We start from the raw sequence: 17,478 nt of genomic DNA on the forward strand, positions 1-17,478 counted from the left end.
TCGCGGGATTTCAGCCACCTTTTTTGGGTTGCCTGTCCTTTTCTTGCCCCATAAAATCGCCGCGAACTACCAGCGGACAATCTGCGGATGGCCACTGGAGTTGGTGCAGTGACAGCTGAAAAAGCTGCACTCACTGTTTGAGGGGGGGCCAATTGGCAATCAGCCGATTGGAGATTGTTGCGGTGTCGGCTTTCGACACCGCGACGCTTAGGACCGGCTGTTCTTGCCGGAGGAGGGGCCATGCGCTCACAGCGCAATAATTGGCTGACGGGATTGTCACGCGAGGAGTTCGCGCAGCTCGATCCGTGGGAAGTCGTCTGCCATCCCGAGTCAGGACCACAGTGGATCGCTGAGGTTCGTTCAAAGCTGCGCGTCAGCCTGACGGACGACGAGATCCTGTCCATCCTTCAGATCGGGCTCTACAAGGCCGTCGCTTCCGCGATCGAGCTTTATCAAGATGTCGAGCCTCATCAACGTGCTGCCCATATCATCGGCGCGGCTCTCAACTACATACGTTGGGACGGACGCGGGGATGTGCTTGCTGAAGTTCCTGGCAGCTCGGCTATCAATATGGGTGACCTGGTAACCGAACTTGGTCCTCGCTCCCATTCTCTTCAGTCCGACTACATGCTCGCGTCTGCACAGTTTTCTGAGGCGTTGGAATACGCACCTCAGTTCCTGGCTGATGGGGTCCTTCTACCGGACGAGACCGGCCAAACCTGCCACCAATACATCGAACAGATCCGCCACCTTCTTTCTGCCCGTGAGCACCACATCCTGAGGCTGGCTGTTATTGAGAATCAGGAGTCCGGCGCGATTGCTGAGATACTGAAGATCTCAAGAAAGCAGACATGGAAGGTACGTCGCGGCCTGAAGCGGAAGCTAGCTGAGATCGCCAGTGAGGCCGGCGCCTCAAAGGAATTCATCCGAGCGGTTTCGACAGGAGCAGCCGAATGCAGCGCCAGTCAATAACCGAATTCCTCCATGAAAAGGTGTATCCCGAAATAGATGCAGTCTCGTCAGGCTTGCTCGACCACCTGAAGCCGACGAAGCTTCAGACCTCAGGGACATACCGGATGCTCTGCCCGGCCTGCGGAATGCATGAGGCCTTCCATCACCCTGGAACCCACTTGATCCATTGTCCGCGCAAGAAGAACTGTGGCGAATCGACGTCGCTGTGGGACGTGATGGAGAAATCGGGCTACTCGAGGAAGGAGATCGTAGAGCGCCTATGCGAGCTTGCCCGAGTTGCCCCCCCTTCGAACAAAAATCCTGAAGGTCGTATCAATGGCTCCCCTGCCCCCCTCTCCCCAGGGCGCGCCATTATCCAAGCGACCCAAATCCTGGCCCGCAAGTACCCGGATCTTCTTCAGCAGCTGCAGACAGATCGTGGTTACAACGATGAGCAGATGGCGACGATGCGACTTGGTGTCTATTCGTCCCCCGAAGAGGTTCTGGCTTTACTCGAGGAGCGCGGTATCTCCCGGGAAGTAGCCATCGCCAAGGGATACATCTTGGTCGAGGAGAACAACCCTTCGAAGTACCGGCGGACGATGAACAATCGTGTCATCGGTTACTGGCCGCATCCTGATGGGGACGTTCGTCTCTGGGGACGCCTGCCTTCCGGCAAAGGCGATCGATGGAACAAGAAGTATATGTTCGCCGACTCGCTCAAGAAGGACACCCCGTATCTGTTCAGCATGAGGAAGCCCGGCCCCCTAATTGCTGTTGAGGGTACTTTCGATGGCTGGTCGATCCAGTTCATGGGGTTCTGGGGTACCGCTATTGGGCAGGCTTCCATCAATGCTGGTCAGGCGGCCTTCCTCGCAGGTGAAGGTGTCACCGAGGTGGCACATATGGTGGACGGCGACATCGCGGGGTATGAAGGCGGGATCGTCTCGATCAGAAACTGCGAACCTGCAGGCATCGTCACGGCCATTGTCCCGCTGGGCCAAGGCATGGATGACCCTGATGCACTCCGAAAAGCTGGACGCACCGCCGAGTTCGAGAAGCTCATTGCGTCCAGGATGAACGCAGGCGAGTTCTTGGCTCGCATGTGCCACACCTATGCATCGGAATCTCCCCCGAACATTTCCGGCATTCGAAAGATCCACGCGATCGTTCCCATGCTTACCCCAGTTTCAACAAAGCACTGGAAGGACTGGAGCCAAACCTTAGGAGTCAGTGAACCTAAGGACGTCGCCTCGGTGCGCCTCCTCTCCTCACTGGTCGATGGTGGCTTTGATCTCGACGAGGCTCTTGCCTTGGTCCTCAAGCGCACAGGCTTCCGCATCACGCTCACACAGGAAACCGTCAATGGCTGAAGGAAAAGCAAGCAGCCCTTTTCGTCAGATCCTCACGTTGATCCTCTCGGTCACGCTGATCCTTTACATCGGCAAGATCTACCTCCGTACGCCGGAGTATCGACACATCGAGGTCTGCTACCTGCCCCACAAGGCTGCCCATCTCTTCTGGGTTGATGTGTGGGGAGCCTTGGTGCCTGACGACACCGCCTCATATCTCAAGCACTCACGCGACCTTGAGGAATTCTTCAACTCCTGCGTCCAGCGCACAGCGCACTGGACCTGGCTCCGGTCTTTTGGCCCAAGCAACCAAGGTGACAACAATGGCTGATGAACGCAGCAATGAAGCTCTACACCCGACCAAAGAGGTTCGGATCACTGGCGAACGATCTGCAACCCTGGTGGGTATGGCAATCCAAGCCTCCCGCGTTGATACCACGATCCTCCAGATGAAAATGGCCGGCTCACCTGAGACTCGGCGCCGTGCTAATGAGGCTGCCGACCGATTCGAGCGGGCCTTGAACGCATTCGATGCCGAAATGCGAGAGGTGAACAAGGACCTGAACCTCAACCGGAATGGCGGCGGGCAGTCCGCTCGATCCGCGCAACAGTCTGGCCAATCGAAGCAAGCCCCTAAACCTGTCCTGCAGAAAGCGAAAAAGGGCGGAGAGCAACAAACTCAAGCCCAGGGCAACGCTAAGGCAACTCAGACCGGTCAGCAGAAGCAAGGCAGCAACGCCAAACCTCAGGGCCAGCAACAGAAGACCGCCGCCGGCCAAAAAAACAATGGCAAAGCTCAACAGCCAGCGGGCGCGGCTTCCAAGCCACAGAAACCAACTGCGCCAGCGGTAAAGGAAGCTACTCCGGCTCCGGAAGTAGCCGCTGAAGCCCAGGCATAAGAAAGGAGGGATGATGAGCAGTCTCAGCAATTTAAAGGAGGCAACCCGGCTTCTGCCGGGTTGGGTACCTCCGTTCTTTTTGTCGTGCCTGGTAGTTGGTCTGTATGTACTGGCCGTGTTCACTTATAAGGACAGACCGAGTGATCTCGTAGAGACGGCAACGACGGCTGCCATCGTCCTCTCCATCGTGATTGCTTTCGCTTTCCTGGTGTCGGCGATTGTTAAAGCCGATCCCGGGAAGCTGGGGAAGTCTATGAGCGATGGCTTCGCTCGCGGCCTTCACTTCGTTTGGGCAACAGCATCCGCAGGACTGGCAACCTACGTAGGGGCAGCTGGCATTTACAGAGCGGTGACAGACAATCTGGGTTACAGCATCTCTGCCCTCCTGGTTGCTGCTCTGCTGGGTGGCGCCTATTGGGCTACGTCCTCCAAGAAGGAGGTCAAGCCTGAAACCACCGACCCGATTTCCGGGATGTCTAAAGCACTTGCTCTCCCTGAAACGTTCGCGCAGACGCCAGCCCAACGGCCGGCCTTTCAGGTGACAATGGCTGATACAACACGCTTGGCCATACACCAAGCCGCACGGATCATCGCTTACAAAGGCAGCAACTGCCTGATCGATGGCAGTTTCTACGCAGACCTGGATCTCAATGCCCGTACCGCCAAGATCTTTTCGGACATGAACCTGATTGCTACTGGCCAATTCATCAATTGGCGCATGCACATGCTTCTGATTGGTAGCGCAGCAGAGCAGGTCATCCGCGGCACCGCAAGCGAAGCAGCATTCGATGACCTGCAGTCGTTCGACGAACTTGCTTCGAAGTTCTTGATGTTGGGCGATGGCCGCCATGCGTTCTACAGGCCAGCAAATGATGCCGAAGCAACGCTGAAGGCTTCACGCCTGGCGATGATCCGCAAGAACGTATGGTCGCGGTGCATGGCTGCCGTTGAGATGAACAAAGAGGCGATTATCCAACTCGTACGCTTGATGCGTATTCAGCCTTGCCTTACCCATGGCGACATCAAACACCTGCTCGAGAAGGTCGAGATGCCGCTTGATTTCCCCATAGCGGAGTTCGATACCGACGAGATGATGGAGCGCGCGCTGCTCGGGCTCGTCCATGAGGCCGAACCTGTGGAAGAGGATGATCACTCCCAAACATCGTCCCTGGACGAACAACCGCCAAGCACCCGACCGGACAATGTGCGGGAGTTTCAGCCGCGCAACACCACACTCCAGGCCTGAAGACTGGAAACCAAAAGCCCCGCAGAGTGCGGGGCTTTCATTTTGCGGATAAATTATCCAAGCAAGGCGATCTCAACACGATCTCGCCCACTCCGTTTCGCACTGTAGAGCGCTTCATCGGCGGCACGGTGCGCTTCCTTCACGCTTACATTCAGAATCGCAACACCGGCACTGAACGAGCAACTGAACGAGGTCCCATCTTCGGACTGGAACTGAATCGCGGTAAAGATGGACCGCAGCCGATCCACAACCATTTTCGCCTGGCTTGGATTGGCACCTACCATGACAATGCCGAACTCCTCTCCCCCAAGCCGCCCGACATAGTCATCAGTCCGCAGCGAATCGGTGAGCACCTCGGCCAGGCCAACCAGCACCCTATCCCCCACTGGATGGCCAAAGGTATCGTTGACCGACTTGAAATGATCGATGTCGATCAGAACCAACGAACTTGGCGGGCCTTCGGCAAGAACAGTCGCGGCGGACGCCATAAATTGGCCGTGATTCAGGAGGTTCGTCAGGGGGTCTCTTCTCATCCTGGACTCCAATCCCTTGGACCTGCTGATTATCGACTTCAACGCCTTGATGAAGGCTCCTCGCTTCAGCGGTTTCTGGACGAAGCCGTCCGCCCCTCGGGACAAGGCGAGCAGTTGCTTCTCGGCGTTGGACTCCCGGCTCAGGAAAATAATGGGAATGGTGGCGTCCCTGTCCTGCCTGATGATCGAGGCAACGACGTCCCCGTTCGCCTCCGGCATGTGGAAGTCAGTCACCAAAACATCAGGTCGGAATCGGGATAGAGCTTCCAGCACTTGGCTTGGATGCTGGATGTGCTCAACGATCAGGCCTTCCTCGGTGAGGAATTTCCGGGCGAGGTAGGCATCGGTCCTGGAGTCATCTAGAAGCAGCACCCGATACCCTTCGATCTCGATGTCACGATTTCGGCTCCGGAATAGGGAGCGCAAGTTGCGGATGTCATCATCGAGTCCCAGGATACGAACTTGTCCAAGCTCCGTGGCTGTCCGACGCTGCTCGAATGTCAGAGGGCAGGACTCCACGACAAGCACGACCAGGGCATCAGACTCAGAGGTCATCACGATCTTGGAGATGAAGGGGATGGCCTCTGGATCGTAGAGCACTCCGTCACCGACGATGAGCATACTGGAGCGGCGAATTCCGGCCTCATCTTCGGGGTTGAAAGGGATCTGGTGGCAGAGCGTGATGACCTTCGCCCCCATACCTTGGAGGCCACGAGCTAATTCTTGCGCCCTGACCCCAAAGCCAGGGACGAATAGCGCCACCGGCCCTGACGTTTCAGCGGCTGCGTCATTCACTCGCCGGCTTGCGGATTGAAGCTCTTCCATCATGCGATCGACCTCAGAAAATACGGCCTCAGTCAACGAGGGCGCCTTACGGATTGCTGTGAGGACGTCTTGTACTCCAGTGACATAGCTGCCATCGACGTCTCTCAGAATGTGGGTTGCGGAAGCTAGGAGTTGGATAAACGCATCGCGGTGACGAAGGCTTGGCATCGGCCGCACTTGTAGCCACCAGGTTGTTTGCAAAGCGTGGTTTACAGAACTGATCATTGGGGAGGATCTCCTCACCCTAATAGTGTCCTTTGGGTGCCCCTTTTCCGCTGCCCGCGAATCCGCGTGGGAAGGAATTTCCTCTGCTGACGAATCCCTACACCATCCCGGCGGTGCAGGTCGGAATCCGTCCTGAGGGCTGTTCAAGGTCAGAGACCGGTTCTGGCACAGCGCCCGCCCCTGGAATATGGAGGCTACATAGGAGACAACAGCATGTACCCAATCAACCGTGATGCACTGGTCTGCCCGATGCACCTTCGTACCGCCCGGCTGCGTCTCAAAGGGATGTGGAAGGATTCTGACGAAGCAACCAATGACGTAGTACGTGCCCTAGAGGCTGGCTGGTTTCTGATCCCAGCTGGACGTGAGGGTAACTACACCAAACGGCAGTTTGAGGCCTTTGATAAGTGCTTCGCCGCGGCCCCCTGGGTGAAGCAGATCCAACATGAGGCTGGCGATTTTGACGAGAGGTTGCGGGCCCGCCTCGGTGCCAGATTTGAACGTCTGTTTTCAGGTGGACGGAAGCTGACTTCTCCCCTCACCCAGGCACTTGCCCTCCCCCATCGGGTCGCGCGACTACCGCTGAGCTTCGAGGCCGGCGCATTCGGCCCCGAGCTTCTGGTTTCATGCCTTGAGGATACCCAGAGGGTGTGCCTGCGGATTCAAGACGAAATGCAAGGTCTTGAGCCGGATTGGGTCCTGGCTGAATCCGTAGACGTGGGCGCCCTTGTTGAACACCTGAACCGGGCTAGGTGCGTCCACCTCCTGATACCGATTCTGGTGGCTACCAGCCCCAGCTACCTCCCCAGGGAGCAACAAGGATGGCTTTGGCAGGTCCAGGTCGGGAATCTTACCGTTACCGAATATCTGGACAGGATCGCGAGACGAGACCAGGAACATACCGACCACGTTCGTGAGTCGTGGAGGAGGCGATTCGCACAAATTCGCACCCTAGCTTCGGTTCTGGAGAGTCTTCCGTCTTACCACCAGGCGACTATTACCCGGCGTCTCCAGTCGGCTGATTGGAGATTCAGGGCGAAACGTTGGCAGGGAAGCTTGGTAATTGATCTCGGTGACCTTCATGAGGTTGGTGCGAGGCACCAGCTGCGTGATGGTTTCGAGTTGGTGAACTTCGTTTTGGCCCTGGACCAGGCCCTCGATCGGGCGGAACCGTGCTGGGACTCGTATCACCGAGGCGAACACAGCGCATTTGCCCAAGTCGAGCGAATGAGGGAGGAGATGGCCCAGGAAGGCCCGCCGCGGGGCCTAGGAGACGTTTTCAGGTCGAACCAATCGCCTCACTGGATTAGCCGCTAAGGGCCCTATAGGCGGCCAACGCCGCCATCATGATAAGGACCGCCGGCCCTATGATGTGCAGATGCTTGGCGAGAAAGGTGGCAACGCCCCATCGGATGGGACGTCGACGCGCATCATCAAGAGCGTTTTGAAGGCTACTGCAGCGATTCTCCAGCGTGCTGATCTCGTGGCACAGACCACGTACGTGGCTGTCTTGGTGCTTGAGATAGTCGTCCATTCCCAGTTCTTGGATGTTCTGTTTCCAGGTCTCGACAAGAATGAGGTCTCCGGCGCGTGCCGGTCGCGATCTTCCATTCTCATGTTCCTCATCGTAATAGTCGAACTTGAGACCTACCTGCTCGTAGAACCGGTTTCTGCGTACGCGATTGGATCTGTACGCTTGGGCATCGCTCAACCTGATGGGATTGACCTGTGCATCTGGAAATTGGTGCAGGAACTGCGCCACTCGCCACATGAGATAGGTTCCTAACCTGTGCCCCTGTAGGGCATCCGGCGTCACTGTGATGAATCCTCGGTTAAAGCCGTCGGTGGCACCGATCGACGCCGTGTTCATGTTCCTGTTCACACCTGCGGCCAGGCTCCCCTTACCAGTTGAGGCATGGCTGCGGCCTGAGGTTGTGTACTCGACTGTGATAAACGCCTCGTGCTGAGTGATCACTTCTGTACTGGTTACGAAGACTTTTGCGACCTCACACTCCGGCGCATCTCTGCTGCCGATAACCAAGACAGTGGAACTGACACGCGGGTGACGGCTTACTGCCGGCCATGAGTTGATTGCTTGCTCCAGCACGGGTGCATGGCTCCCTGGATTGTGGGGTGAGATGGATCTGCGCAGAGCGTGATTCTGGCACACGGAAACGCCATTGAGGATGGAGATGCCATAAACCACAAAGGCATCTCACATGGAAATGACCATCAAAAACCTCAAGGCCATCTCTGCCGCCCGCATACGGCTGAAGGACCTGCACACTCACGAAGATGGTGACAGCGAAAATCTGGCCTGGTCCTGCATCGTGTTTCTCAAGGGTAAGCGGTTGGGGAGCGTTCAGGACCCGGGCGAAGAAAAGCCCCTGTCGATCGAGATCGACTCCATCCAGCAAGTAGCAATGGTCAAGGCGCTGAAGGAGCACGGGTATCAGCTAAACTTCGAGGCTGCTTCTCGGATCGACGCCAGCGATACCCACGAATACCTGGAGCAGGCTCTACCGCAAATGGCTGACGAGGTGGAGTGGTTCAACAAGGCGAAGCCGCTCTTGAAGTCCAACACCTTGTTCCGCATTCGAGGTGACGAGGAAGGAACGTTCCGTCTGATCCTCGCTTTGTACAACGAGAAGACGGAGCACGCCCTCCAATCGCGGTTTGGCGATCAGCTTGAGGCTGTCCTGAACAATCAGTTGAAGGGGATCACTCTGTAGTGTGGGCTGGGCAGGCCTCCACTACGATTGTTGGGCACCGAAGACCCGTATTGGCGACCCGCCTGGCCCAGATACTCGCAATGCCCGCTTCTGGCACCCACCACCAGACATGAACATGGACTCCATCGACACAGACGCGGAGTACACCATGACGCAGCAGCCCCACATCACGCATCAGATCCCCGAACAGTGGTGCTTGGTGTTTGCAGACTATCCACTGGGTGAGCCCGCCATGGAAGCAATCCAGGGGCCACTCTTCTTCAGCAGCAAACGAGAAGCGCTGATCGAATACCTGAAGTACCTATCCCCTCGACTGGAGCAGGAAGGTGGCCTAGGAGAGTTCCTGGATGCTTTGAGCGATCTGGGCATGGTGCCCAAAACCCTGAGCGCCGACACCAGCGGGGAGTTGCTCCGTCTTGCAGATACGGTCGAACTGGAGATCCTGGAGGGAATCTGCGCCGGCTACAGCCAGGACGGGACGTCTGAAGGTCGAGAGGTAATTTTCCTGGTCGAGGCTGTTCCACCCGCAAGGCACCCCTCATTCCCACCGGTAACTGCTCTGCCCCCACAAAACCTAGCCAACGATGGAACCTCGGAAGATGGGCCCCGGGTATACGCAACTTTCCATCCCCAGGCCTGGCAGAACGACAACGCGATAGGTGTAGACCCTGGCCCTACAGAGATTGACGTAACGCCCGAGGTCCTTGCGATGGACCGGCCCTATGCATTAGCTATCAGGGACAACACTCACGAGTCTGACGGTTTCATCCACGCTCGGCTCGCACCTGAGTGGGTACGCGACTGGCAAGGCCCCTTCTACATCGAGTGCAAGGAATCTATCGAGAAGTTCTTTGCTAGCACCGCAAGCGTGGGTAACTCCACCGTGACCGGGTAACCCCGCGCCAGCGGTGAATTACAGTCCACCACTTTGGCTCTTACTGACACCGGCCCCCCGGTAGTATCCGGGGCTCCGGCCTTCCTATCGTGAGGAACCCTATGCGCCCATTAGACGTAATTCTCTGCCTCGCGTTGGCAGCCACTTACCATCGGACCGACGCTGCCGTCGTAGCAACGGCGAAGCGTTTACTCAAGCGAGTAGAGCGCCGGGACAGGCAATCGCTCTTTGATGTGATCAACCACAAGACGCCGTGCCGTTACATCATCCACCACTTGGTGAACCTTCCCGATGAGGTCATCTGTATGGATCTGCCGGCTGAGCGCGTAGCACCACACATCAAGCTGTCGATGGCCAAGGCTCAAGCAGCCAGTGCCATCCAGAAACCTTCACCTGCCGCCTAACATCGGAATCAACTCGCAAAAGGAGCGACGGATGAGCCAACAGAACGCTCGTTGCCCGTACTGCAAGACCATCAACTTGCTCGCCGATCAGAGTCTGGCGGGCCATTTCATCCAGTGCCAGTGCTGTGGAGCGCGCGGCCCAATCAAGGACTCCGAGGCAGAAGCCTTTGCCGCCTGGAATGGGGTAGACGAATCGCGCTCTAACTCCACCGGCGACCTGCAGGTGCTCGGCTTCCTCAGTACCGAGGCAGTGGAGGCACTCCTAACCGATGCCGATGTAGCTGTCACCTGTTTCAACAAAGCCAGGATGATCCCTACCGGCGCGATCGCCGTAGTCCGCTATGACCATGCTCAGGCCCAGGTTGAATTCGCAGAGGCTCGGCAGTCACTGCTGACTCTCGAAGTAGACCCTAAGTCTCCATCCAATATTTGGACCCCAGCTTTGGGATCAACGGTTAGCTCTACATAGGTGACCAAATCGATTTGGCAGACATGGCCGGTCATCGCGTGATGGCGAGAGCTGCCGTCGGCGGGCGCGTCACCTTGGCTGAGTTCGAGCGGGTGGCGAGGTTGGGGAATCATCGCGATCAGGTAGCTGGTCACCCCTGGCATACCAAGCGCCAGCCTGACAACAGCTGGTGGCACAGGGCGGGGTTGGGAGAATGCGAGGCTCAAGAGCAAAAGCAGGCCTTTCAAGTACGAGTGATCGGCTTGTTGTTACCACTACATTCGGGAGTAGCCTTCATGATCGATCTCAACACCGCCGGTGCACGTCAGGCTCTGCGCATGCAGCAACCTGATGAGGAAATGGAAGTTCGGGTGCGATATCAAGGCCGAATCTTCGACATCACGTTCCTTCCTGACGAAGATGGCACCCAACCCACAGACCCCAACGATCATCCGGTAACCGACGAGCAGGCTAAAGGATGGCTGCGCGGAGAGTGGTGGTATCACCACATCATGGTTCATATCCGCAACCATGACGGCTCGGAGATCGACGATGTGAAGGCCACCTGTGACAGCTACAGTTGCCTGCCCAGCTTCTCCGAACCCTACGACATCATCGTTCGCCTCTGTGATGAGCTCCTCAAAGAACACCCCTTCTGATCTCGCAAAATCATCCCCGAGATTCGGGGGAGGACGCTTCGCTGGAATCCCTCCTGCGCCCTGATACCCTGCAGAAATTGAACCTCATTCCTCGGCGCTGAATGGCGCCGGGGGCTTTTGCAGCCGGACCAGAAGGCGACTCCGAACGATGCTGAACCTCTACGACCCGGCCGCCCGCCATGCGCTGCGCATGCCCGGCCGAGACCAGGAACATACCGTCGAGCTCCGTCATCTAGGCGAAGGCTGGTGGGTGGACTTCAAAGTCACCTTCATCCCCGAAGAACCTAAGCAATGCGTTCAGCATGAAACATCGGAGACCAATGCGTTGGTGCGGCCCGCCGTGGGGGAAAACGTAGAGTGGTGGTACCACCGCATGGTCGTAACCTTCCTGAACCTAGCGGAGGAGCCGAACGAGAGAGATCCACTCTCGATTATTCGACATGAACGACTGATTTCTTCCGATGATCACTACGACCTGGTGCTCGAGGGCTGCCGGCTACTGATGAAGGAAAACCCGTTCTAGGTTCCGCCGGCGGCCGTAATGTGCGGAGGTGGTCCGCATACATTCGAAGGTGCTATGAACATTTCGCCCGGTCCTGCGCATATTTGCGGTGCATCTCCGCATATTGCGCCTGCCTCGTATGCCGATTGACTACCAATCTTCGGTTATGACTGATTCCGGGGTGATCGCCTTGCCCTGCATCGGCCCACATCCGCAGGAGGTTCTGGCACAGCTAGGCACGTCCGATGATGGCTCCATCAGACCTAACCCAGTCACGGAGCCGCCTCATGAACCCTGCATTCGAAAAAGCACTCGCCGCCCGCTCCCTGTGGAACAACGTAGCTGTCCTCTCTAGCATCGAAGGGTGTGATCCCCAGGCCGAGGAGGCGTTGCAGTCGGCATATGACGCTGTCCATCAGTTGGCAAGCGATGACGTGCTGATCCATCGCCACTATGGGTCACGCGCCCCTCTGCTCTTACTGGATGTGCCTGAGTTGGCTGAGCAGTACAACCTGGCACATGAGCTGTACACGGAGCTGTACTACGAGAACTACCGCAACGGCTCGATTGGTCAGCTCTCGGCTGAGTGGCTGAAACCGGCCTCGCCCCTAGATCAGCCGTACACGAAATGGCTGGTGGCGGTGGACAAGCAAGTGGCGGCCTTGATGGAGATTTCCTACTCGCAAGTAGCTGAGGCTACCCAGGGGCAAGCCAAAACCTTATTGCTGGCCTGGAGCCGGGGGATGGATGCAGACGAGGCTGCGGAGACCGTAGTTCAGGCGCACATCGAACGTGAGTACGAGAGGGAGTTAGCGGAGGAGGAAGAGCGCCAGGCGCACTGGCAAGACATTCAGGACACCTACGCCTCCATCGAGTCTGACCTCTGGGCTGGCTGGCGTGAAGAGTGCGTGGAATTGGGCCTGGTCGACTAATGCTAACGCTGCTACCGCAAAGCATGCTGTTCAAAGAGAGGGATTGACCATGATTCAGCTGACAACCGACGCCGCGGCCCGGGCGCTGCGAATGAAACGGCCAGACGTGCCGCATACCGTCCGAGTAGGCTACAAGGGACACACCTTCGATGTGACGCTGGGCACGGGGGCAACTTCCGTTGCACCTCTCGACAGCGCGCCCTGGTTGTTCGAGCACGATGACCTAGCCTTCTACATCGACGGCGAATGGTGGGAACACCACGTTGAAGTCCGATTATTGGTTCCCGATGCTGGCGCTTGCCAGACCCGAATGTCGGTGGCCAAGGCCAGCGCCAGCATTGTGCCCAGCATTATCAACCCCTCCTTTGACGAGATTGTCCTTTGCGAGGACCTGATCGCGGAGTTGGTTCGCATGGGTTCTGGTACGCATGCTTCTACCCGATGATTTGATAGTCACTTCGAAGCGAAACATGTTCCGCTCGACTCCCCAGCCGAAAAACTGGGGCTTTCCAATTCCAACGTGTGGGGTTCAACAATGAAGTTCAAACCATTTCCTCATCGGTTGCGCCGTCTGGATTTCAACCAGCGCAAGGCTTCCTTGTTCGAGCGAAGGCAGCAACGTGAGGCGAATGCTTTACCGCTCTTCGCTGAAATGATCCGAGCGGAACAGCACGACTGGGAAACCGAGAAAGAGATTCGCCAGCGTAGGGATGATGCAACCTTGATCAACTGGCGAGATCGGGAAGCGCGAGTCTGGCGCAAAGCCAGGAGCATGTTTTTCGCCCTACCGAGCGACGACAGGGCTTCGGTCATCCGCGATTGGAACACCATTTGGCGCAACGCATGGACTCCCACCAACCTGATTTACCTGGTGGAGAAGTACAACGGGGTCGGGGCCCAGCGTGAAGCCGCAATGCGAGAGGAGCGCCGGCAGATGGATGTCCGGATCATGGCCAAACTCTCACACCAACAAGGGCTCTTTTGATGGATGGCGGGAAACCAGATTGGAACCTTACTCTTGGTTCCCAAGTTGGGGGCTTCCCGCCACGCCACAATGCCGTTTTCAATTCTGTTCTAGCATGGCGCCGAGTCATCGTTCAAACAATCGACGTGACCATCCTGTGCGCAAGGTGTGCGCACTGCGGTTCTGGCACAGTTAGCCTGCCCTGAAGATGGCCTCATCACTTCAGGAGGTTATCCCATGCAGCGCCCCCACTCTCCCAATCAGTTCAGCTTGACCTTCTCGGCCCAAACGCCCCCGGCGAGCCCTGCTCTAGTTCTGTGCCCGGCGCACCTCCTACCGGGCGCAGTAGTTGCCCTGGATGATCCAATTCTCCAGATCAGCGACATGGACATTCGCGAATACATGCGCGCTCGTTTCACCTACGACGAGATGCTCGCAGAGCTGACAGCTATCAGCCATCTGGCAGAGAAGCGCCGGCGATACGGTTCCCGAGCAGAGATGGGCCTGGGCGGCCCGCGCAGCTACCAGGACGTGGGTACCGCGGAATCGGTTATGGACTGGATGCACGAACACGAACTGCGCCGCGTGAACCAGATCAAGCTGGCGCTCCAGGGGAGCGCCTAAGCAAACAGCGAACGGCTCGCCCTGGACTGCAATCTTCACCGGAGCGTCTGTCGAGGTCATATACCCCTACAGTGACGAGGACGACTATCGAATGACGAAACACGATTTGTTGAAGGTCATTCAAGAGAGTTCAAATGTTCAAAAGGCTGAGATAGCTGTTGAAGGCGTCAAGGTCACTTACTCCTGCCAGCATCCGGTAACTAAATCATGACCGATTCCCTAGGCCCTTTGAGCCCCGAAGAAGAAGAAATGATCCGTCGGCATCGCGACGAGAAGGCCCAGCGTGCCGCGGCATTGGCATTCCGCTTGAAAGCCCTCAAGGTGGCCGCTGAGTACGAAGCCTGGCTGCAACAGGATGAAGAGTGTGGGGATTCGTTCTCGACGTTCGTGAACCGATTCGGCTACCAGGACAGCGATTGCCAACCCATGCACGAATACGTCAAGCGAATCCATAAGGCAGCAACTCCTGACTGAAGGTAGGGTTTCGATGGAAGGAAGTCCGTTCATCAAGAGCGTGACCGGGAACTATCCCGTTTACCCGGGCGATCCCCTGGTACTGGCCACTGCGATCATGGAGTTCTACTCCGACTTTCCGACGGCCAATGCGCCTACAGAACATGGTTGGTGCGCCGCCCTGAGCGATAGCCGCATCCCTGGAGCCGGAGACCACGTCGGTGCTGCGGTGCGCTGCTTGAGTATTGGAGCCGAAGGCGGTTCAGTAGATGAGATGGTGGCCGCCGCGTGCAGTTACTGGGAGCGAGGGCAGGCCGGCGGGCACCATGGATATGTCTCTGCCGGCATCGAGCAGGCCAAGGCCGTGGAGCCGAAGTTCCGCGAGCTGGCGGAGCGTTGGTTCCCGAACTGACCCACCCTCCCCGATCAAGGCCCGCCGATTTGTCGGGCTTCTCGTTCCTGCAGGGAAGGTCGGGCCCTACGGTTGGGCTGAAGCTACGCACTAGCCGTAGTGAGGCTCGGATTCATGCCCGAGGTTCCGAACTCACCGTGCATCGATGAAGAGTGCGTTCAGGCCGAAATTTCCGGCCCGGGAGCAGTTGGAGCTTGAGGTTCGGTTTCGAGTCCCGAGATCGGTCTCGAAGCTTCCGAAAGTGGGGTATCCGAGTATTCAGGGTCATCCATTTTTCAAGCTCGGGCATAAAGCCTTCGCCAAGCACATCGCGTATGCACTTGTAGATTGCAGACCTGAATTGCAGATCAGAGAGTAACTTGATCTCCTTCCGCCGGCGGTCCCACTCGGTTTTCAGTTTCCAACTCCGGGCGCCTTTCCCGTTCTCCTCCAGCTCACGGTTCAGTTCGACCAGGGCGTCATAGGCCCTGAGTTTCGATACCTGGATGGCTTGCAGGAGTTGTGTGTCGGTGAAACCGTTCTGCTGGGCCCAGAGCGGAAAATCTTGACCATATACACCCGCTTCCCAGAACTTCGCTCGGATCACTCCCACAGCGCCCACGATCTCCGGGTACAGCTTCGAGAACTCGGAGAGGTATCGCTCTCGTTGGTAGTCGTGCACGCGCGCCAGGGCGGCCTCGCCGGCGAGATGTAGCACGCCACGGGCAAGCGCCTGGTCGGTTCGGATTTCCAGCCGTACATGCATCTCGCTTCGCAACACTTCGATCTGCGTATAGAGGTAACGCTGACCGTCACGGTCTTTGCGAGCCACCGCGGCTTCCAACCTGCGGTTCAGGATTCCAATCGCGCCAGCGCACAGGGCCACGACGGTGCCGTGCCTATAGCTGCTCCTGATGAACTCCAGGAATCCGGCCTCGCTTTTCAGTGCTGATTTCAGATCAATCCACGGCATAGGAAATCTCCCCTATTGATTCCCCGAGGCTACTCCACTCCTGAGGAGGTACATGCTCAAAGGCTACGGCTGATTTCCGGATCGCAGATGGTGGCACGGGAGGACCAGCCCGATTCTTGCCTCAATTGATCAACGAACAGGCACTTGAGGCGATGAGCACGCATAACACACAGATCGAACTCGGCCAGTACCCAACCCCGGCCTGGGCTGCAGCCGCGATCGTACGAAAGAACTTCAGCCACCTCAGCGCCAAGGATTTCGTCCTTGAGCCAACGTGCGGCCCAGGGCGCTTTCTGCAAGCGGTTCCCCAATATGTGCCGGCGCTGGGGATAGAGATCGATCCGCATCTCGCTCAGCAAGCACGTGACCTAACCGGCAGGCCGGTCATTACCGGCGACTTCTTCCAGGTGGAGCTCGAAGAGCGTCCAACCCTGGTCATCGGTAATCCGCCTTTCGAAACCAAATTCATCGAACGATTGCTGGATCGTGTACACGGCCTGCTGGTCGACAATGGCCAAGTGGCATTCGTCCTACCCTGCTACTTCCTCCAGACAGCGGCGAGAGTGTGTCGGTACAACGAACGCTGGGCCATCCAGCAGGAGATGCTGCCCAGAAACCTCTACGCCGGGCTGAAGCATCCCCTGACTTTCGTGACGTTCACCAAAGACCAAGAGCGCCTGATGATCGGCCTCAGCCTTTACCACGAACTGGCGTACCTCCAGGGCCTGCCAAAAGATGTGCAGGAGGCCATGAGTCAGGGCCCCGCCTCCTGGCGCGAGGTCGTCGGGCAGGCCCTCGATCTGTTCGAGGGAGAGGCCGACCTGAGCCAAATCTACGAATACGTTGCTGATCGCCGGCCGACGGCTAACCCGAACTGGAAGGAGCAGGTCCGTAAGGTCTGCCAGCAGACTGCGCGCCGCGTGGGCCCCGGGCGATATGCGAAGCCGGAGCAGCTGGACATGCTGGCCGCATAGCTGATCGAACATCTGGAGAGACACCGCATGACCACAACCAATCAACAGCAGGCGGTTCAAGGGAATCAACCTGAGAAGGTCAGCCCCGAAGAACTGCAAGCCATGATCGCCCAGTACCAGGCCGGAGAAGTGATTGCGTCCCGGCTACCCTTCACGTTCCCCTCGGGCTTTAAGCTCACTGAGGTGGTCCCGCAATGCAAGCTGTGCGGGAGTGAAATCCGAAAGCAGGACTTTAGGGGGAGCTGGAACCACGTACTGCCGGATGTCGTGGTGATCGATGGCCACGGAGTGTGTCGGTCCTGCCGTTGCATCACAGCATTTCTCTTCCGAGTCCGAGGGGAAAGCCCTGTGGTCCTGGAATCGATCAGCGATGAAGGCGTTTGGCAGCAATACACCCAGCACCAGACGGTGTGGGCGCGGATCAAGCGCCAGCTCCGATTGCTGACCTCCCGCTTCTGACACACTCCGATTGACCTCAGACTGGTCTCATCGCTAA

The 17,478-nt window shown here is 57.6% G+C and carries 23 protein-coding genes; 20 read left to right on the forward strand and 3 right to left on the reverse strand.

Annotation, left to right across the window (positions count from 1 at the left end; translation table 11 throughout):
* Positions 1–240 precede the first annotated feature (240 nt).
* From ACGLHT_RS15200 to ACGLHT_RS15220, 5 genes are read left to right on the forward strand one after another with little or no spacing between them, the layout of a single operon-like run.
* Positions 241–972, forward strand: coding sequence for a hypothetical protein (locus ACGLHT_RS15200; protein ID WP_274120432.1), 732 nt, complete (start codon positions 241–243; stop codon positions 970–972).
* Positions 954–2,324, forward strand: a complete 1,371-nt coding sequence (locus ACGLHT_RS15205; protein WP_057382877.1) for a hypothetical protein — start codon at positions 954–956, stop codon at positions 2,322–2,324. Before ACGLHT_RS15200 ends, ACGLHT_RS15205 begins: the two co-directional genes overlap by 19 nt.
* Complete coding sequence (locus ACGLHT_RS15210; RefSeq protein WP_274120430.1) at positions 2,317–2,634, forward strand: hypothetical protein; 318 nt, start codon at positions 2,317–2,319, stop codon at positions 2,632–2,634. Before ACGLHT_RS15205 ends, ACGLHT_RS15210 begins: the two co-directional genes overlap by 8 nt.
* On the forward strand, positions 2,627–3,202 hold the full coding sequence (locus ACGLHT_RS15215) for a hypothetical protein (RefSeq protein ID WP_274120429.1): 576 nt from the start codon (positions 2,627–2,629) through the stop codon (positions 3,200–3,202). The genes ACGLHT_RS15210 and ACGLHT_RS15215 overlap by 8 nt, the downstream gene beginning before the upstream one ends.
* 13 nt (positions 3,203–3,215) lie before the next feature.
* Complete coding sequence (locus ACGLHT_RS15220; protein WP_010794292.1) at positions 3,216–4,448, forward strand: hypothetical protein; 1,233 nt, start codon at positions 3,216–3,218, stop codon at positions 4,446–4,448.
* A 53-nt stretch (positions 4,449–4,501) separates the two neighbouring features.
* Here the strand turns inward: ACGLHT_RS15220 and ACGLHT_RS15225 are convergent, their stop codons facing one another.
* Complete coding sequence (locus ACGLHT_RS15225) at positions 4,502–6,031, reverse strand: diguanylate cyclase (RefSeq protein WP_274120428.1); 1,530 nt, start codon at positions 6,029–6,031, stop codon at positions 4,502–4,504.
* Between the two features lie 213 nt (positions 6,032–6,244).
* On the opposite strand from ACGLHT_RS15225, the gene ACGLHT_RS15230 reads away from it, so the two are divergent.
* Positions 6,245–7,348, forward strand: a complete 1,104-nt coding sequence (locus ACGLHT_RS15230; RefSeq protein WP_274120427.1) for a hypothetical protein — start codon at positions 6,245–6,247, stop codon at positions 7,346–7,348.
* Here the strand turns inward: ACGLHT_RS15230 and ACGLHT_RS15235 are convergent.
* Positions 7,338–8,138 carry a hypothetical protein gene (locus ACGLHT_RS15235; RefSeq protein WP_274085195.1) on the reverse strand — a complete coding sequence of 267 codons (801 nt, stop codon included), beginning with the start codon at positions 8,136–8,138 and terminating at the stop codon, positions 7,338–7,340. The genes ACGLHT_RS15230 and ACGLHT_RS15235 overlap by 11 nt on opposite strands.
* 112 nt (positions 8,139–8,250) lie before the next feature.
* On the opposite strand from ACGLHT_RS15235, the gene ACGLHT_RS15240 reads away from it, so the two are divergent.
* The 12 genes from ACGLHT_RS15240 (at position 8,251) to ACGLHT_RS15295 (ending at position 15,056) form a co-directional block, all read left to right on the forward strand.
* Positions 8,251–8,763, forward strand: a complete 513-nt coding sequence (locus ACGLHT_RS15240; protein ID WP_274120425.1) for a hypothetical protein — start codon at positions 8,251–8,253, stop codon at positions 8,761–8,763.
* A 115-nt stretch (positions 8,764–8,878) separates the two neighbouring features.
* Complete coding sequence (locus tag ACGLHT_RS15245) at positions 8,879–9,658, forward strand: hypothetical protein (protein WP_274120424.1); 780 nt, start codon at positions 8,879–8,881, stop codon at positions 9,656–9,658.
* A gap of 101 nt (positions 9,659–9,759) precedes the next feature.
* Positions 9,760–10,062 (forward strand): hypothetical protein, encoded by a 303-nt coding sequence (locus tag ACGLHT_RS15250; protein WP_010792875.1) that lies wholly within the window; start codon positions 9,760–9,762, stop codon positions 10,060–10,062.
* 31 nt (positions 10,063–10,093) lie between these two features.
* The gene (locus ACGLHT_RS15255) at positions 10,094–10,531 is read left to right on the forward strand and encodes a Lar family restriction alleviation protein (protein WP_274120423.1); all 438 of its coding nucleotides are present in this window, start codon (positions 10,094–10,096) and stop codon (positions 10,529–10,531) included.
* 23 nt (positions 10,532–10,554) lie between these two features.
* Complete coding sequence (locus ACGLHT_RS15260) at positions 10,555–11,169, forward strand: hypothetical protein (protein WP_183596622.1); 615 nt, start codon at positions 10,555–10,557, stop codon at positions 11,167–11,169.
* 148 nt (positions 11,170–11,317) lie between these two features.
* Positions 11,318–11,692, forward strand: coding sequence for a hypothetical protein (locus tag ACGLHT_RS15265; RefSeq protein WP_123084680.1), 375 nt, complete (start codon positions 11,318–11,320; stop codon positions 11,690–11,692).
* A 266-nt stretch (positions 11,693–11,958) separates the two neighbouring features.
* Complete coding sequence (locus ACGLHT_RS15270) at positions 11,959–12,603, forward strand: hypothetical protein (RefSeq protein WP_394519681.1); 645 nt, start codon at positions 11,959–11,961, stop codon at positions 12,601–12,603.
* A 49-nt stretch (positions 12,604–12,652) separates the two neighbouring features.
* Positions 12,653–13,048: a hypothetical protein gene (locus ACGLHT_RS15275; RefSeq protein ID WP_274120422.1), complete on the forward strand. Its 396-nt coding sequence runs from the start codon at positions 12,653–12,655 to the stop codon at positions 13,046–13,048.
* 90 nt (positions 13,049–13,138) lie between these two features.
* Positions 13,139–13,588, forward strand: coding sequence for a hypothetical protein (locus ACGLHT_RS15280; protein WP_274120421.1), 450 nt, complete (start codon positions 13,139–13,141; stop codon positions 13,586–13,588).
* A 216-nt stretch (positions 13,589–13,804) separates the two neighbouring features.
* Positions 13,805–14,191 (forward strand): hypothetical protein, encoded by a 387-nt coding sequence (locus tag ACGLHT_RS15285; protein WP_274120420.1) that lies wholly within the window; start codon positions 13,805–13,807, stop codon positions 14,189–14,191.
* A 207-nt stretch (positions 14,192–14,398) separates the two neighbouring features.
* On the forward strand, positions 14,399–14,665 hold the full coding sequence (locus tag ACGLHT_RS15290; protein ID WP_010792853.1) for a hypothetical protein: 267 nt from the start codon (positions 14,399–14,401) through the stop codon (positions 14,663–14,665).
* 13 nt (positions 14,666–14,678) lie between these two features.
* Positions 14,679–15,056 (forward strand): hypothetical protein, encoded by a 378-nt coding sequence (locus ACGLHT_RS15295; RefSeq protein ID WP_274120419.1) that lies wholly within the window; start codon positions 14,679–14,681, stop codon positions 15,054–15,056.
* A gap of 112 nt (positions 15,057–15,168) precedes the next feature.
* Here ACGLHT_RS15295 and ACGLHT_RS15300 read toward each other — a convergent pair whose 3' ends face one another.
* Positions 15,169–16,008, reverse strand: coding sequence for a hypothetical protein (locus tag ACGLHT_RS15300; protein WP_020190442.1), 840 nt, complete (start codon positions 16,006–16,008; stop codon positions 15,169–15,171).
* 116 nt (positions 16,009–16,124) lie between these two features.
* Between ACGLHT_RS15300 and ACGLHT_RS15305 the strand changes: the two genes are divergently transcribed.
* Together ACGLHT_RS15305 and ACGLHT_RS15310 are read left to right on the forward strand one after the other, a co-directional pair.
* Positions 16,125–16,982 (forward strand): class I SAM-dependent methyltransferase, encoded by an 858-nt coding sequence (locus tag ACGLHT_RS15305; RefSeq protein ID WP_274120418.1) that lies wholly within the window; start codon positions 16,125–16,127, stop codon positions 16,980–16,982.
* A 27-nt stretch (positions 16,983–17,009) separates the two neighbouring features.
* Entirely contained in the window at positions 17,010–17,441 is a 432-nt protein-coding gene (locus tag ACGLHT_RS15310; protein WP_274120417.1) for a hypothetical protein, read from the forward strand.
* The last annotated feature ends 37 nt before the right edge of the window (positions 17,442–17,478 follow it).

The organism is Pseudomonas sp. PsB, from assembly GCF_043658375.1.
GTDB classification, from domain to species: Bacteria; Pseudomonadota; Gammaproteobacteria; order Pseudomonadales; family Pseudomonadaceae; genus Aquipseudomonas; species Aquipseudomonas putida_Z.

Excerpts from the sequence above, each read along its gene's own strand:
- ACGLHT_RS15200 (WP_274120432.1), top strand. The coding sequence starts at position 241 with ATGCGCTCACAGCGCAATAATTGGCTGACGGGATTGTCACGCGAGGAG.
- ACGLHT_RS15205 (WP_057382877.1), top strand. The coding sequence starts at position 954 with ATGCAGCGCCAGTCAATAACCGAATTCCTCCATGAAAAGGTGTATCCC.
- ACGLHT_RS15210 (WP_274120430.1), top strand. The coding sequence starts at position 2,317 with ATGGCTGAAGGAAAAGCAAGCAGCCCTTTTCGTCAGATCCTCACGTTG.
- ACGLHT_RS15215 (WP_274120429.1), top strand. The coding sequence starts at position 2,627 with ATGGCTGATGAACGCAGCAATGAAGCTCTACACCCGACCAAAGAGGTT.
- ACGLHT_RS15220 (WP_010794292.1), top strand. The coding sequence starts at position 3,216 with ATGAGCAGTCTCAGCAATTTAAAGGAGGCAACCCGGCTTCTGCCGGGT.
- ACGLHT_RS15225 (WP_274120428.1), bottom strand. The coding sequence starts at position 6,031 with ATGATCAGTTCTGTAAACCACGCTTTGCAAACAACCTGGTGGCTACAA.
- ACGLHT_RS15230 (WP_274120427.1), top strand. The coding sequence starts at position 6,245 with ATGTACCCAATCAACCGTGATGCACTGGTCTGCCCGATGCACCTTCGT.
- ACGLHT_RS15240 (WP_274120425.1), top strand. The coding sequence starts at position 8,251 with ATGGAAATGACCATCAAAAACCTCAAGGCCATCTCTGCCGCCCGCATA.
- ACGLHT_RS15245 (WP_274120424.1), top strand. The coding sequence starts at position 8,879 with ATGGACTCCATCGACACAGACGCGGAGTACACCATGACGCAGCAGCCC.
- ACGLHT_RS15250 (WP_010792875.1), top strand. The coding sequence starts at position 9,760 with ATGCGCCCATTAGACGTAATTCTCTGCCTCGCGTTGGCAGCCACTTAC.
- ACGLHT_RS15255 (WP_274120423.1), top strand. The coding sequence starts at position 10,094 with ATGAGCCAACAGAACGCTCGTTGCCCGTACTGCAAGACCATCAACTTG.
- ACGLHT_RS15260 (WP_183596622.1), top strand. The coding sequence starts at position 10,555 with ATGGCCGGTCATCGCGTGATGGCGAGAGCTGCCGTCGGCGGGCGCGTC.
- ACGLHT_RS15265 (WP_123084680.1), top strand. The coding sequence starts at position 11,318 with ATGCTGAACCTCTACGACCCGGCCGCCCGCCATGCGCTGCGCATGCCC.
- ACGLHT_RS15270 (WP_394519681.1), top strand. The coding sequence starts at position 11,959 with ATGAACCCTGCATTCGAAAAAGCACTCGCCGCCCGCTCCCTGTGGAAC.
- ACGLHT_RS15275 (WP_274120422.1), top strand. The coding sequence starts at position 12,653 with ATGATTCAGCTGACAACCGACGCCGCGGCCCGGGCGCTGCGAATGAAA.
- ACGLHT_RS15280 (WP_274120421.1), top strand. The coding sequence starts at position 13,139 with ATGAAGTTCAAACCATTTCCTCATCGGTTGCGCCGTCTGGATTTCAAC.
- ACGLHT_RS15285 (WP_274120420.1), top strand. The coding sequence starts at position 13,805 with ATGCAGCGCCCCCACTCTCCCAATCAGTTCAGCTTGACCTTCTCGGCC.
- ACGLHT_RS15290 (WP_010792853.1), top strand. The coding sequence starts at position 14,399 with ATGACCGATTCCCTAGGCCCTTTGAGCCCCGAAGAAGAAGAAATGATC.
- ACGLHT_RS15295 (WP_274120419.1), top strand. The coding sequence starts at position 14,679 with ATGGAAGGAAGTCCGTTCATCAAGAGCGTGACCGGGAACTATCCCGTT.
- ACGLHT_RS15300 (WP_020190442.1), bottom strand. The coding sequence starts at position 16,008 with ATGCCGTGGATTGATCTGAAATCAGCACTGAAAAGCGAGGCCGGATTC.
- ACGLHT_RS15310 (WP_274120417.1), top strand. The coding sequence starts at position 17,010 with ATGACCACAACCAATCAACAGCAGGCGGTTCAAGGGAATCAACCTGAG.